This window comes from Mycobacterium appelbergii (assembly GCF_032883035.1).
Taxonomy (GTDB): domain Bacteria; phylum Actinomycetota; class Actinomycetes; order Mycobacteriales; family Mycobacteriaceae; genus Mycobacterium; species Mycobacterium appelbergii.
Map to the genome: position 1 here is coordinate 330,847 of NZ_JAMQTH010000003.1, position 13,303 is coordinate 344,149.

General features: G+C 66.5%; 13 protein-coding genes and 4 tRNA genes. 11 read left to right on the forward strand and 6 right to left on the reverse strand.

Going from position 1 to position 13,303, the window contains the following annotated elements; genetic code table 11:
* Positions 1 to 15: 15 nt before the first annotated feature.
* Positions 16 to 90, reverse strand: a tRNA-Val gene (locus M1247_RS08840).
* 298 nt (positions 91 to 388) lie between these two features.
* Here M1247_RS08840 and M1247_RS08845 point away from each other — a divergent pair.
* The 3 genes from M1247_RS08845 to M1247_RS08855 all read left to right on the forward strand — a co-directional run bounded on the left by M1247_RS08845 (position 389) and on the right by M1247_RS08855 (position 651).
* A tRNA-Gly gene (locus M1247_RS08845) sits at positions 389 to 461 on the forward strand.
* 27 nt (positions 462 to 488) lie between these two features.
* Positions 489 to 562, forward strand: a tRNA-Cys gene (locus M1247_RS08850).
* 14 nt (positions 563 to 576) lie between these two features.
* A tRNA-Val gene (locus M1247_RS08855) sits at positions 577 to 651 on the forward strand.
* A gap of 97 nt (positions 652 to 748) precedes the next feature.
* Here M1247_RS08855 and M1247_RS08860 read toward each other — a convergent pair.
* Entirely contained in the window at positions 749 to 1,438 is a 690-nt protein-coding gene (locus M1247_RS08860; RefSeq protein ID WP_317155908.1) for a cupin domain-containing protein, read from the reverse strand.
* Positions 1,439 to 1,856: 418 nt separating this feature from the next.
* Here M1247_RS08860 and M1247_RS08865 point away from each other — a divergent pair, with 418 nt between their 5' ends.
* Positions 1,857 to 3,383 (forward strand): PPE family protein, encoded by a 1,527-nt coding sequence (locus M1247_RS08865; RefSeq protein ID WP_317155909.1) that lies wholly within the window; start codon positions 1,857 to 1,859, stop codon positions 3,381 to 3,383.
* A gap of 122 nt (positions 3,384 to 3,505) precedes the next feature.
* A complete protein-coding gene (locus M1247_RS08870) occupies positions 3,506 to 4,318 on the forward strand; it encodes a hypothetical protein (RefSeq protein WP_317155910.1) in 813 nt (270 codons plus the stop codon).
* On the opposite strand, the gene M1247_RS08875 is transcribed toward M1247_RS08870, so the two are convergent.
* Both M1247_RS08875 and M1247_RS08880 read right to left on the reverse strand, forming a co-directional pair.
* The gene (locus tag M1247_RS08875; protein WP_317155911.1) at positions 4,315 to 5,370 is read right to left on the reverse strand and encodes a 3-deoxy-7-phosphoheptulonate synthase; all 1,056 of its coding nucleotides are present in this window, start codon (positions 5,368 to 5,370) and stop codon (positions 4,315 to 4,317) included. The genes M1247_RS08870 and M1247_RS08875 overlap by 4 nt on opposite strands.
* A 304-nt stretch (positions 5,371 to 5,674) precedes the next feature.
* Positions 5,675 to 6,847, reverse strand: coding sequence for a CynX/NimT family MFS transporter (locus tag M1247_RS08880; RefSeq protein WP_317156177.1), 1,173 nt, complete (start codon positions 6,845 to 6,847; stop codon positions 5,675 to 5,677).
* A gap of 140 nt (positions 6,848 to 6,987) precedes the next feature.
* Between M1247_RS08880 and M1247_RS08885 the strand changes: the two genes are divergently transcribed.
* Entirely contained in the window at positions 6,988 to 7,650 is a 663-nt protein-coding gene (locus tag M1247_RS08885) for a FadR/GntR family transcriptional regulator (protein ID WP_317155912.1), read from the forward strand.
* A gap of 11 nt (positions 7,651 to 7,661) precedes the next feature.
* On the opposite strand, the gene M1247_RS08890 is transcribed toward M1247_RS08885, so the two are convergent.
* A complete protein-coding gene (locus M1247_RS08890; protein WP_317156178.1) occupies positions 7,662 to 9,002 on the reverse strand; it encodes an ATP-binding protein in 1,341 nt (446 codons plus the stop codon).
* A 148-nt stretch (positions 9,003 to 9,150) separates the two neighbouring features.
* Between M1247_RS08890 and M1247_RS08895 the strand changes: the two genes are divergently transcribed.
* From M1247_RS08895 to M1247_RS08910, 4 genes are read left to right on the forward strand one after another with little or no spacing between them, the layout of a single operon-like run.
* Entirely contained in the window at positions 9,151 to 9,885 is a 735-nt protein-coding gene (locus tag M1247_RS08895) for a Clp protease N-terminal domain-containing protein (protein ID WP_317155913.1), read from the forward strand.
* A gap of 28 nt (positions 9,886 to 9,913) precedes the next feature.
* A complete protein-coding gene (locus M1247_RS08900) occupies positions 9,914 to 10,351 on the forward strand; it encodes a PPOX class F420-dependent oxidoreductase (RefSeq protein WP_317155914.1) in 438 nt (145 codons plus the stop codon).
* A 30-nt stretch (positions 10,352 to 10,381) separates the two neighbouring features.
* Positions 10,382 to 10,909: a hypothetical protein gene (locus tag M1247_RS08905; protein WP_317155915.1), complete on the forward strand. Its 528-nt coding sequence runs from the start codon at positions 10,382 to 10,384 to the stop codon at positions 10,907 to 10,909.
* 5 nt (positions 10,910 to 10,914) lie between these two features.
* Complete coding sequence (locus tag M1247_RS08910; protein WP_317155916.1) at positions 10,915 to 11,445, forward strand: GNAT family N-acetyltransferase; 531 nt, start codon at positions 10,915 to 10,917, stop codon at positions 11,443 to 11,445.
* Here M1247_RS08910 and zapE read toward each other — a convergent pair.
* Positions 11,421 to 12,470: a cell division protein ZapE gene (gene zapE / locus M1247_RS08915; RefSeq protein ID WP_458695201.1), complete on the reverse strand. Its 1,050-nt coding sequence runs from the start codon at positions 12,468 to 12,470 to the stop codon at positions 11,421 to 11,423. The genes M1247_RS08910 and zapE overlap by 25 nt on opposite strands.
* Before the next feature lie 34 nt (positions 12,471 to 12,504).
* Between zapE and M1247_RS08920 the strand changes: the two genes are divergently transcribed.
* The gene (locus M1247_RS08920) at positions 12,505 to 13,275 is read left to right on the forward strand and encodes a pyrimidine reductase family protein (protein ID WP_317155918.1); all 771 of its coding nucleotides are present in this window, start codon (positions 12,505 to 12,507) and stop codon (positions 13,273 to 13,275) included.
* Positions 13,276 to 13,303: the final 28 nt, after the last annotated feature.

The following is a 13,303-nucleotide window of genomic DNA, read 5'->3' on the forward strand; positions in this document are numbered from 1 at the left end:
GAACTTGAGATTTTGTGGTGGTCCCGGCTGGTATCGAACCAGCGACCTTCCGCGTGTGAGGCGGACGCTCTCCCACTGAGCTACGAGACCGGGGAACGACGTCGAAGACTAGCACGCTCTCGGCGCGTCACCAGAATCGCCATCCCCATTGCCCGCATGCGCATCGTTCACGCACCCATCCGGCACGTGCGCGCAGGCGGCGGGTTTGTCGCTGCCCGCCGGGACGTCGCCTCCAGACACCGTGCGGAATCCCAGGCGCCGCTTACCGACTTGTTTTGACACACCGTTTTCGGCCGCCGGTTCCCTTCCCGTCATGCGGATTTGTGTAGCCGCGCTTGGGTCGACTAATGTTCTGCATCGCGACGGGCGACGATCTCGCCCGTGGCGCGCGGATGTAGCGCAGTTGGTAGCGCATCACCTTGCCAAGGTGAGGGTCGCGGGTTCGAATCCCGTCATCCGCTCGAAGGTGCAGTGGCATCAACCCCAGCGGTGGAGTGGCCGAGTGGTGAGGCAACGGCCTGCAAAGCCGTGCACACGGGTTCGATTCCCGTCTCCACCTCCAATTTGTTTCAACCCGCGCGATTAGCTCAGCGGGAGAGCGCTTCCCTGACACGGAAGAGGTCACTGGTTCAATCCCAGTATCGCGCACCAACTTCAATGCAGGTCAGTGGCGATTTCTTCGCCCGATTCGGGTCGCGTTATCTCATGACTCTTGGCCTCGACGTGGCGCGGACCCCAGCGTCCCCGGCTACGGCGTTCTTAGGATGACGATCGCGTCGTCGATCTTTGTGAAGTTGCTAAACGTCTCCGCGGGTACGCCGAAGATCGCGGACAACACCCGCGGTGGGAGCCGGCTGACGGACGCCCCTATGCCGATGTTGTCCTTGTCCTCTGGCGCGCTGGTGTTCTGGATGATGATCAATGTCAGGTCGTCTGGGCCCCGGTTCTCGAAGTAGTGAAATGAACCTTGGGGCGCGAAGACGACGTCATTCACCCGCTGGTCGAAGCTCTCATGGTTGCCGTTCCCGTCGATGACGACCCAGGTCGCGACTCCGCTGACAACGATGTTCAGCTCCCACGCGCTGGGATGCCAGTGCGGCTCGCGGATACCGCCGGGCTGCAATGTCAGCAGCAAGACGCTGGCTTCCTGGCCTTTGAGGATTGGAAAGTTATCCTCGCTGGCTTGCTGAAAAAAGCCTCCGTCATGCGTGGTGCGGGGCGAAGCGCCGAGACGGAACAGATGTGACTCCGAGGTGATCGTCTCAGCCGGTAGGCGTGGATCACCAAAGCGCGCAGCGTCGTCAGACATGGGGGTTTCCTCGTCGGTGCCGTAGCCGGTGCTGTTGGAGATGACGAGGCGATCGACGCCCACGCCAGTCGCGGCAGCAGCGCCCGCCAGACCTGCCCCGCCTAAGACTTTGCGACGACTGACCGTCACGCCCGGAGATTACCTCCGACGAGGGCGATTCCGTCGACATTCGATGAGAAGCCAATTCGCCGGCTCAACAACCGTCTGCACCACATCGGCGGCGCCAGGCACGAAACCGTAGGCCCCACAGGGCGACGACCGCGTGCTAGCTTCCTGACAGCTTGTCAGCATGATGTCGACAAGCTGTCATCGAACTCACCGTTACCGGGACGACGTATTCACCTACGACACATCTCGGTAAGTTAGCTTATGCTAACCACACTTTGCGAAGTTGAGCTAGGCAAACCGTTGGAGAGGAGACACCGGGCTGGCGCACATGCTGCTGCCCGGGACAAATGCCGATGCGAATCCGTAAAGCCACCTCCCTGGCAACGATCAGTGACAGCGCTGTACTCACGCTGCTCCGCACAACTACCGGTGGTGCGCGATGACCGCCCCCGTATGGATGGCCGTGCCTCCCGAGGTGCATTCGACCTTGATCAGCAGCGGTCCCGGTGCCGGGCCCCTACTGGCCGCGGCGGGCGCATGGAACTCGCTGAGCACCGAATACGCGGCGGCCGCAGCCGAACTCACCACTACGCTCGGCACCGTGCGGGCCGGGTCGTGGCAGGGTCCCAGCTCCGAGCGGTACCAGGCCGCCCATGTCCCCTACCTCACGTGGTTGTCGCAGGCGAGCACGAACAGCGCCGGGGTGGCGGCCCAGATCGAGACGGCGGCCGCGTCCTACTCCGCGGCGTTGGCCACCATGCCGACCCTTGCCGAACTGGCCGCCAACCGTGCGACGCACGGGGTGCTGCTGGCGACCAACTTCTTCGGGATCAACACCATCCCGATCGCGGTCAACGAGGCCGACTACATCAGGATGTGGATTCAAGCCGCCACGACCATGAGCACCTACCAGGCTGTCTCGCAGGTGGCGGTGACCTCCGCGCCGCAGAGTACGCCGGCCCCGCTCGTGCTCGCACCCGGCGTCGGTGAGGCCGGCGCGGCATCAGCCGGCGTGCTGCAGTCGGCGGCTCAACTGCGCGCCGTCGAGTCGGGGCAGGCGCTCGCCTTCAACGACCCGATCGAGGAGTGGCTCGGCGAGCGTTCCGAGCATTTCCAGGGCATGTACGTGGCGCTGCGAGACCTGCTGCTCCATCCGGAGACCATCCCGAGGATCGTCGCCGACATCATCGCCAACCCCTCATTGCTCTTCACGACGTATCAGAACCTGTTCTTCGTCGGCGCCTACGCGGCCACCTTCGCGCTGATGGGTACGCCGCTGTACGCCGCGGCCATGGGCGCGGGGGCCGGTCTGGGCATGCTCGGTCTCACGGGCCTCGTCGGCATGGCGCAGAACTACGACATCCCGGTCGAGGAGACACCGGCAGCGGTCAATCACCCGGCCGAGCAGCCGAGTGTGGTTGCGATGTCAGGTGCGCCGAGCGGGGCGACTGCGCCTGCAGCTCCGGCTCCCGCCCCGACGGCCGCTGCCCCGGCGCCCGCGCCGTCGGCACCGGCGGTCCCCGGCGGTGCCGAGGGTTTCGGATACGCCGTGCGCGGCGACGGTCCCGGCTTCGGTTTCGGGCCCTCGATGCGTAGCAGCGCCGTCGACGTGGCCCATGCTTCCAACAGCGCGGCGGCTGCGGTAGGCGCCGCAGCGCTGTCGTCCAGTCGGCAGAAGTCGAAGTCCCGCAAGCGCCGTGGCGCCGGCGCCACGGACCGCGGCTACCGCTACGAGTTCATGACCATGGACGACGGGCCAACACCCCCGACACCCGACGAGCCGACAGCCACCACCGCGTCGAGCACAGGCGCCGGCGATCTCGGCTTCCCCGGCACCACTGCGAAGCCCACCGTCGCCGAAGCGGCCGGGCTGACCACGCTGACCGACGATGCGTTCGGCAACCATCCCACGATGCCGATGATGCCCGGCAGCTGGGGATCCGGAGCCGACGCTGATAGCGACTGAACTATGTTGAACCTCTGAGCAACTCGTGAGAATCGTGACGATGTTGCGATCGCTGCGTGCGGTGGGCGTCACCCACGGCGATACTGGGGGCTCGTCCAGCCGGTAGCGAAGGGGGCCACGCGTTGATCCACGACACCGAACCTCCGATCTGGGAGGACACCCTCCCCCACTTCTCCACCAGCGAGAAGGGTGGCCGCATCACCGCGTTGCCTCTCGATTCCCGCGGAAGGCTCGGCTTTTTCGCGGTTGCGACGTTTGTCCTGTGGGTGCCCGCCAGCGCCGCGGGCACCCTGTTTGTCCACCACGCGGGTCGCCCGGGATCGCACGCCATGGAAGCGTGGCAGGGGATCCTCATTCTCCTGTTCGCGTTTCTGCCGTGCATCCTCACCGGCATCACCTCCGACGAGGCACGCGACCGGTTCGGCCAACGCAAGACCGCCAACCGGGTTGCCGCCATACCCGCATTCAGCGGCATCGCCGTCGGCCTGCTGATCGCCGGACTCCGGGTGGGTGGATTCGCGGGCGGGATCATCGCGTCAACCAGCGTCCTGTGCTCAGTCGGCGCGATCGCTGCCACCCTTACCGCCTGGTCGGGCATCCGCACGACGCGGCGCCGTCAGGCCTGGATCACCTCGATGCGCCACTACGGCAAGCGATCACGCGGAGTCCTGCGCGAAGTCGACTTCCGCCAGGAGTGGTCCGGCACCGATCCGCAATTCAGCGTGATCGTGGAGTTCACCGGCGAATCCGGCCCACAGTGGATCACTGCGCACATGACCACCACGACTCGTCGGGTGCCGTTGCCCGGGACCGTGGTCGTCGTCTACCGCGCACCCGGAGACCCGCAGGGCGAGGTCCTCATCGAACTCGACCGCACCGCACACCCCGAGTTCGACCCCGAGCACTCGAAATACGAGCAGCCCAGCGGAAGCTAATCCCGCTTGGCCAGTTCGCGCAGCACCAGATCCGTTGTACCCCAATCCATGCACTTGTCGGTCACCGACTGCCCGTAGGTGAGCGGCTGCGCTTCGGGCGACTGAGCTCCGGCGACCAGGAAGCTCTCCAACATCACCCCGCTGACCGGCATACCGTCACGTACCAGCTGTGCCACCTCTGCTGCCACGGCGGCCTGGCGTACATGATCCTTGCCGGAATTGGCGTGGCTGCAGTCGATCACCACGCGCCCGGGTAATCCGGCCGCCGTTAATTTGGCCGCAGCGGCCTGCACCGCGTCGGCATCACAGTTCGGCCCGTCGGTGCCGCCGCGCAGAATCACGTGGCAGTCCTCGTTGCCCTCGGTGCTGACCACGGCGCCACGGCCCAGATCGTCCATGCCGAAGAAGACATGCTGTGCGGCGGCGGCTTTCACTCCGTCGACGGCGACCTGGACGTTGCCGTCAGTGCCGTTCTTGAACCCGACGGGCATCGACAGTCCGGATGCCAGCTGGCGGTGCACCTGAGATTCGGTGGTACGGGCGCCGATCGCGCCCCACGCGACGGCATCGGCGATGTACTGCGGGCTGGTCGGTTCCAGGAACTCGCATCCGACCGGCAGTCCGATGTCGATGATGTCGAGCAGCAGTTGCCGGGCGGTGCGCAGGCCTCGCGCCACATCGAAGGTGCCGTCCATCCCCGGATCGTTGATCAGGCCCTTCCAGCCAATCGTGGTGCGGGGCTTCTCGAAGTAGACGCGCATCACGATCTTCAACCGGTCACTCAGTTCACCGGCCACGGCGGCCAACCGGCTCGCGTAGTCCAGCGCGGCAGCGGTGTCGTGCACCGAGCACGGGCCCACCACGACCAGCAGCCGGTCGTCCCGGCCTGCCAGGATTTCGGCGATCTCGTCGCGGTCGCGGGCCACCCGTTCGGCGCGACGTGCGCCGAGGGGGAATTCGGTGAGCACATCGTGCGGGCTGGGAATCGCGCTGAAACTGCGGATTCGTCGATCCGATGTCGCAGGCGGGTTCGCGATCTGCGCCAGATTCATGTTCGGGTGCCTTCCTGATGGTGGGCACCAGTGCACGTCCGGCGCCCTTGAATGACGAAAGGCAGCGACCTGATGGTCACTGCCTGGGCTCCGGGTGGATGCGTGCGTTAACGCTGCGCTTTATCGGCTCCGCCCGGAGCCTCGATAAAGCGCCAATAGCTGGCACACACACCGATAGTCACGACGGCCAGGCTACACCACCGATCGACCCGGCAACATCGGGGAGCCCGCACAGCTACTTTTGTGACCGGCATCACTCGCCGCCGTCGCGACGAAAACCCCTACTACCGCAGCGAACTCGCGCTTACACGTACCGGTTGCGGCCTGCCAGAGCTCCGGCCACCATCTGCACCAGGTAGACGACCAGGACCATGACCCAGGGCACCGTCCAGCCGCCCGTGGCGCCGTGCAGCAGGCCGAACAGGAACGGCCCGACGCCCGCCAACAGATAGCCGAAGCCCTGCACCATCCCCGACAACCGGGCGGTGTCCTCGGCGTTGCGGGCACGCAGCGCGATCACGGTGAGCGCCAACGAGAACACGCTCATGCCGAGCCCCAACAACACACTCCACAGCAGTGGCGCGGCCCCCGGATCGACCAGAAGGCCGATCGTCCCGGCGATCCCGATCAACCCGAGGCCCACGATCCACGGGCTCTGGCTGGACTGGCGCGCGGCCAGTGGCGCGATGAACAGGCTGATCGGAACGGCCAGGATGGATGACAGGCCGAGCAGCAGCCCGGCATCGCTCTTGCTCACGCCGCTGTCGATGAACACCTCGGGTAGCCAGCCCATCGCGACATAGGCCAAGAAGCCCTGGCAGCCGAAGAACAGGGTGATCGTCCACGCCAGCGGGCTGCGCATCAGTGACCGGCGCGGCGCCGTCGTCCCATCGGCAGCCGACGCCTCCGCGGGCCGGGAACCGCTGATGCCGCGGGCACCCAGCAGCCAGAACGCGAGCGCCAGCACCGCCAGCACCGACCAACTGCCCAGCGCTCCCCGCCATCCGCCCAGGGCCGGTTCCAGCACCGGGGTCAGCGCCGAGCCCAGCGCGCCGCCGCCCTGCAGGGCGGCGGTGTAGATGCCGGTCATCAAACCGATCTGGGCCGGGAACGATCCCTTGATCACCACCGGGATCAGCACGTTGATCAGGGCGATGCCGGCGGTGGCCACCAGCGTGCCGCCGATCACCACATAGGCGCCGTCAAGCACCCGCACGACAAGTCCCACGGTCAGAATCACCATGGCCACCGAAATCGCCCGGCCGAGGCCCATCCGTCGAGCCAGCCATGGCGCGGTCAGACCGGCGGCCGCGAAGCACAGGCCGGGCAATGTCGTCAGCGCGCCGGCCCAGACAGCCGAGGCCCCCAACGACTCGCGCATCTCCCCCAGCAACGGCCCGATGCTGGTGATCGCCGGCCTCAGGTTGAGCGCGGTGAGCACGACGGCGACGACAAGCAGTGCTCCACCGGCGGCCATCGCGCCGGGGCGGAGCTCTACGGCACCATCAAGCTCGAGCTCAAGATCATGCTCATAACTTTCTGGCGCTTTGTCTCGCACGTTCGGATTCACTCAGCTATGGTGCCATACATCCTATGATTGGATGAAAGGACTTTATTGTGCCGCTCGCCACAACCCGACGCGCCGGTTTGGTCGATCAGGTCATTGACCAGCTACGCACGTCGGTGACCTCGGGCGAATGGGCGGTCAATGAGAGAATCCCCACCGAGCCCGCGCTGGCCGAGGCGCTCGGTGTCGGCCGCAACACCGTGCGCGAGGCGATCCGCGCGCTGGCCCACGGCGGCATCTTCGAGGTCCGCCAGGGCGACGGTACCTACGTGCGCGCCACCAGCGAGGTATCGGGCGCGCTCCGCAGGCTCTGCGGATCGGAGCTGCGTGAGGTGCTGCAGGTCCGGCGATGTCTGGAAATGGAAGGGGCCCGGCAGGCCGCGCAGACCCGCACCGAGGAAGACCTCGCCGAGCTTCGCGCCAGCCTGGCACGCCGGGACACCAGCAACCCCGACGACTTCGCCCGCACCGACACCGAGTTCCACCTCGCCGTCGTGCGCGCCTCACACAACCGGGTGCTGATCGAGCTCTACCGCGGACTCACCGAGGTGATCATGGCCAGCGTGGCCACCACGAGCACCCCAACCCAAGCCGGCATGTACCCGCACGACGGACTGGTCGAGGCGATCGCCGCGCGCGATGTCGAACGCGCCGGCCATGAAGCCAGCGGCTTTCTCAACGAGATGCTCGCACGGGCCGTTCCGGACTGCTGAGACGCCGGCAGTCAGAACGGGGCATCCTCCATTCGCGACCGCATGATCGGCAGTCGCAGCAGCAGGCGCGCTCCGCCCAGCGGGCTCTCTTCCAAAGATGCTGTGCCACCGTGTAATTCGGCCTGCTGGGCGACCAGCGCCAGCCCCAGGCCCGAACCCGAGCGCGAGGCGGTCGTCCCGCGCGCGAACCGCTCGAACACCCCCGCACGCTCCTCCTCGGGTACGCCGGATCCGTTGTCGTCCACCACGATCTGCACATCATCGGCGGAACTGACGGCACTGAGCCGGATTTCAGTTGCCCCACCGTGTTTGACCGCATTGGCGATCGCGTTGTCGATGACCAACCGCAGGCCCGCGGGCATCCCGAGCATCAGCACGGTCGGCGAGGGCATCAGCGTGGCCCGCAGACCCGGGTAGGTGCGCAGCGCGTCGTGTGCGGCCCGGTCCAGAAGTTCGGTGACATCCATCGGCACGAAGTCCTCGACCGTGGTCAGTTCGCCCTGCGCCAGCCGCTCGAGCGCCGTCAGCGTGGCTTCGATGCGGCTCTGGGTCCGCATCACATCGCCGATCACCTCCTGGCGCTGTTCGGCGGTCATGTCCAGGGTGTGCAGCACCTCCATATTGGTCCGCATCGCGGTCAGCGGGGTCCGCAATTCGTGGGAGGCGACGGCGGCGAAGTCACGTGCGGATTCGAGCGCGGCGCGCGTCCGCTGCTGTTCATCCCCGATGCGCGCGAGCATCCCCTCCACCGCCTCGGCAATCTCCACCGCCTCGCGCACACCCCGCACCTGGACCTCGTCCGGCTTGGACTGGGCATTGATGGCGCGGGCCTGTTGGGCGAGCAGCCGGAACGGGTTGATCATCACCAGCGAGATCACCCAGCCGACCACGACGGTGCTGCCGATGACCCCGGCACAGATCAGCAGCACCCGCAGGTGCAGTTCGTCGATGCGGCGCTGGGTCTCCGCCAGTGGCGCGCCGAGCGCGATGGAGGCCGGCCCGGCAGTGAACGTCCGCACCCGGTACTCCACGCCGTCGATCGTCGTGTTGGCGTAGCCATTCTCCAAGTGCGGCAACACGATATCGCTCGGCACCGAAACGCTGACACCGCCGATACGCGCGGTGCGCACCAACCCGCTGCTGTCGGTGGCCGATTCGTCGGTTCCTGGCTTGGCGCTGTTGAGCAGGGTGCTGACGTCGCCGAGACTGCTCAGCGAGTCCAGCCGGCGATCCAGCTGGCTGTACTGATCATTGGTGACGCCCAGCCACACCCAGGTGCCGAGGGTGATGACGGTGACCACCACCGAGAGCGCGGCGATGATGACGATGGTGCGCAGCGACAACACCCGCATCACCGGTCGAAGCACTGGCCGGAGCAGCCGGATCATGCGCTCTTCGAGTTTCACTGGCGCTATCTTGCCCGATCCCGATGCGATCTACGTCCTCGCGATCGTCAACCACAGGTTGACGATTATCGCGCGTCAACCTAGAGTTGACGGCATGAGTGAACCCGTCAAGATCACCAACCCCGTCCGCCTCGACGACCTCATCACCGCCATCAAGAAGGCCCATGTCGAACCGCTCGAACAGCTCATCGACGCCGTGATCGCCGCTGACGCGCTCGGCGAGATCTCCGATCACCTCATCGGGCATTTCGTCGATCAGGCCCGACGTTCGGGGGCCTCATGGACCGAGATCGGCAAGTGCATGGGCGTCACCAAACAGGCCGCCCAGAAGCGGTTCGTACCCAAGGTGCCCGACTTCGATCCGGCCGCGCTCGATCCCAACGCCGGCTTCAGCCGATTCACCCCGCGAGCACGCAACGTCATCGTGGGTGCGCAGAACACCGCGCACGGTGCCGGAAACGCCGAGATCACCACAGACCACCTGCTGCTCGCCCTGTTCGCCGACGCAGACGGGTTGGCCGCCAAACTCCTCGCCGGCCAGAACATCGACGCCGAAGCGGTCCGCAAGGCGGTCACACTGCCCCCGCGAAGTGCGGACATGCCTGCGCTCATCCCGTTCAGCGGCGCGGCCAAGAAGGCCCTGGAGTTGACCTTCCGGCAGGCACTCCGGTTGGGCCACAACTACATCGGCACCGAACACATCCTGCTGGCGCTGCTCGAAGTGGAACCGGAGGACGGCCCGCTGCACGGGTTGGGCGCCGACCGGGAGCGGTTCGAGACCGATCTGACTGCCGCGCTCGAACCGTTCACCACCAAAAACGGGGAATGAATGCCGCGACGCATCTGTAGAAAAGGATGTGAAACTCGGTGACGCCGCACGTGAACTGATCGGATCGGGTGCCGATGGCACACTGATCACCCTCAACCCGGACGGCAGTCCGCAGGCCACGCTGGTCTGGTTGGCGCTGCAATCCACCCCGGACGGTGACGAACTGGTGACCGCCCATCTGTCTGAGCACAAGAAGGTACGCAACATCCGTCGTGATCCCCGGGTGGCGGTGACAATCGTCGACCCTGGCCACGTCGGCGCTGTCATGCGGCCGTACCTGGCGATCACCGGCACCGCCAGGGTCGTCGAGGGCGGCGCTCCCGAGGTGCTGCGGGGCCTGGCACAGAATCTGGCACATCCGGACGCCCATTTTCCGCCGGATGACGCACCGGCCGGCTGGGTTACCCGGATCCGTATCGACAAGGTCGGTGGCGTCGGGCCCTGGTCGTCGGCCAACCGGGTGTAACACGTTTCAGTCTGTGCGATCATGCGTGGCATGCCTCGCTGGTTCGTACTCATGGTTTCCGTCCTGACGGTCGCCGCCGGCGTCCTGGCGCCGCAGGCGGCCGCCACGGACGGGACCCCCATCGGCCGGATCGGTGAGACCTTGCGGGTCGATTCCGACGGCATCGTCGCCGACGTCACCGTGCACGACGTACTCGCCAGCGAAGTGCCGCCCGGGTGGGGCTGGAACGGCTCGCCGCGCTGGCGTGCCCAGGGCGGCCCGTGGCGCGCCCCCGTCACGATCACCACCATCGCCGCACCCAACCCGTATGCGATGGCGCTGGCGTTCAGCTTCAACGGTGTGACGCCCTACGCCGACGCATATGCGCCCAAGCACACCGATGCGCCCAACGCACTGGAGAACGCGCTGCGGAACGCACCTCCCGGGGCCACCGTCAACGGGGACGTGTACTGGGATGTGTATCGCGCGCTGGTCACCAACGTGGTGCTGGTGAACCCCAAGTCCGGCAAGCACCTCGCTCAGTGGAACCTCTGGCAGCCGGGTACGCCGCTACCGTAGGCCGCATGCCCGTTTTCGTCGACGCACCACAGCCCGCTGATCTGCCCGAGTTGGTCACCGTAGCCGCCACGACTTTTCCACTGGCCTGTCCCCCGTCGGCGACGCCGGACAACATCGCGACGTTCATCGCCGAGAACCTCTCCGAAGCACGCTTCGCGGAGTACCTTGCCGACCCTGACCGGAAGGTGTTGGTAGCGCGGTGCGGCACGGCAATCACGGGTTACACCATGCTGATTCGCGGTGTCGCCGACGACGATGACGTGCAACGCGCGGTACCGCAACGCCCGGCGATGGAACTGTCCAAAATGTACGTGCTGCCAGAACACCACGGTGCCGGTGCGTCGTCGGCGTTGATGACCGCGGCGTTGCACAATGCGGCGGCACTCGGTGCCGCGTGTGTCTGGCTGGGGGTGCAACAGGAGAATCAACGTGCCCAGCGCTTCTACACCAAACACGGCTTCGTCATCAACGGCACCAAGACTTTTCAGCTCGGTGCAGACATCGAGAACGACTATGTGATGGTGCGGTCGGTCTGAGCAGGCGCAGTCAGTGCCAGCAGTCGGGACGTCGCCCGCAGGTACTTCTTGCGGAACCCACCCGCCAGCATCTCCTCACTGAAGATGGTGTCCAGCTTGGTACCTGAGGCCAGCACCGGGATACCGGCGTCGTACAGCCGGTCGGTCAGGGCCACCAGGCGCAGTGCCACGCTCTGGTCGTCGATCGGATGCACCCCGGTGATGAACACCTCGGTCACGTCCTCGATCAGCGCGTGATAGCGCGACGGATGCATGGTCGCCAAATGCGTGCACAGCGCATCGAAGTCGTCGAGGGTGGCCCCACCGGTCCCCTCGGCCCTCTGGGCCACCTCGCTGTCGGTGAGCGGCTCCGGTGCCGGCGGCAGGTCGCGGTGCCGGTAATCGGGACCCTCGATCCGCACGGTGGTGAAGATCTGCGCCAGTGTGTTGATCTCCCGCAGGAAGTCCTGGGCCGCGAAGCGCCCTTCCCCAAGCTGCTCGGGCAGGGTGTTGGAGGTGGCGGCGATCGACACCCCGCGCTCGACCAGCGCCGAAAGCAGCCTCGAGATCAGCGTGGTGTTGCCCGGGTCGTCGAGTTCGAACTCGTCGATGCACACCACCACGTAATCGGCCAGCAGGTCGATGCATTCGGTGAACCCGAACACGCCTGCCAGTTGGGTGAGCTCACCGAAGGTGGCGAACGCAGTGGGCGCGTCACCCGCCGCCGACAATGTGTAATACGTCGACGCCAGCAGGTGCGTCTTGCCGACTCCGAAGCCGCCGTCGAGGTAGATGCCGACGCCGGGCAGCACCTCACGCTTGCCGAACAGTTTCTTCTTGCCGGCCCGGCGCTGCGCGGCCTGTTCACAGAACTGACGGCAGGACTGCACCGCGGCAGCCTGCGACGGTTCGGCGGGATCCGGCCGGTACGAGTCAAAGCTGACGTCGGAGAATGTGGGCGGCGGAACCAGCTGGGTGACCAACCGCTCCGGCGTGACGGAGGGATGCCGATCGGCGAGATGTGCGACATCGCTGGACCCGTGCATGCAGGCAGCGTAGCGACGTGCTCCAATTTTCCTCATGCCCGACGACGCCGCTGGGACACACCTCACAGTGCTGGGCCCGCTCAACGCGGCCTCCGACAGCCAGGTTTGTGACTTCTACGCCTACCCCGAGGACCTGCAACGCTGCTGGGTACGGGGCAACATGATCGCCAGTCTCGACGGCGGCGCCACCGAAGACGGGAAGGCCGGCGGACTGGCCGGCCCGGGTGATCGCGCGGTGTTCAATCTCATGCGCAACGCCGCCGACGTCATTCTCGTCGGTGCGGCGACAGTGCGGATCGAGAACTACTCCGGCGCGCAACTCACCGTCGCGCAGCGGGAGGCCAGGCAGCGCCGCGGGCAGGCTGAGGTACCCCCGATCGCTGTCGTCACCGCGTCGGCCGAACTCGACCACAAGGCCAAGTTCTTCAGCCGCACCGAAGTGCCTCCGCTGGTCCTGACGTGTAGCGACACCGTTGTCGACGCGCGGCGACGGCTCGGGTCGGTCGCCGAGGTGATCAATGCCTCCGGCGCGGACCGCGGCAGGGTCGACGCGCGCACGGCGCTGCGAATCCTGGCCGAACGCAAGCTGTTCCGGGTGCTCACCGAGGGCGGCCCGCAGTTGTTGAGCCTGCTGATCGAGAACGACCTACTCGACGAGCTGTGCCTGACCATCGCACCGGTCCTGGTCGGCGGGGTGGCACGTCGCGTCGCCACCGGAGCGGGGCAGGTGCACACCCGGATGCGGCCCTCACACCTACTGACCGACGACGACGGCTACCTGTACACGCGTTACGTGCGCGGCTAGGCCGGACACACGTGTCGCTACTGTGGTC

Excerpts from the sequence above, each read along its gene's own strand:
- M1247_RS08920 (WP_317155918.1), top strand. The coding sequence starts at position 12,505 with ATGCCCGACGACGCCGCTGGGACACACCTCACAGTGCTGGGCCCGCTC.
- M1247_RS08890 (WP_317156178.1), bottom strand. The coding sequence starts at position 9,002 with ATGCGGGTGTTGTCGCTGCGCACCATCGTCATCATCGCCGCGCTCTCG.
- M1247_RS08905 (WP_317155915.1), top strand. The coding sequence starts at position 10,382 with ATGCCTCGCTGGTTCGTACTCATGGTTTCCGTCCTGACGGTCGCCGCC.
- M1247_RS08875 (WP_317155911.1), bottom strand. The coding sequence starts at position 5,370 with ATGAATCTGGCGCAGATCGCGAACCCGCCTGCGACATCGGATCGACGA.
- zapE (WP_458695201.1), bottom strand. The coding sequence starts at position 12,470 with ATGCACGGGTCCAGCGATGTCGCACATCTCGCCGATCGGCATCCCTCC.
- M1247_RS08865 (WP_317155909.1), top strand. The coding sequence starts at position 1,857 with ATGACCGCCCCCGTATGGATGGCCGTGCCTCCCGAGGTGCATTCGACC.
- M1247_RS08895 (WP_317155913.1), top strand. The coding sequence starts at position 9,151 with ATGAGTGAACCCGTCAAGATCACCAACCCCGTCCGCCTCGACGACCTC.
- M1247_RS08880 (WP_317156177.1), bottom strand. The coding sequence starts at position 6,847 with ATGGCCGCCGGTGGAGCACTGCTTGTCGTCGCCGTCGTGCTCACCGCG.
- M1247_RS08910 (WP_317155916.1), top strand. The coding sequence starts at position 10,915 with ATGCCCGTTTTCGTCGACGCACCACAGCCCGCTGATCTGCCCGAGTTG.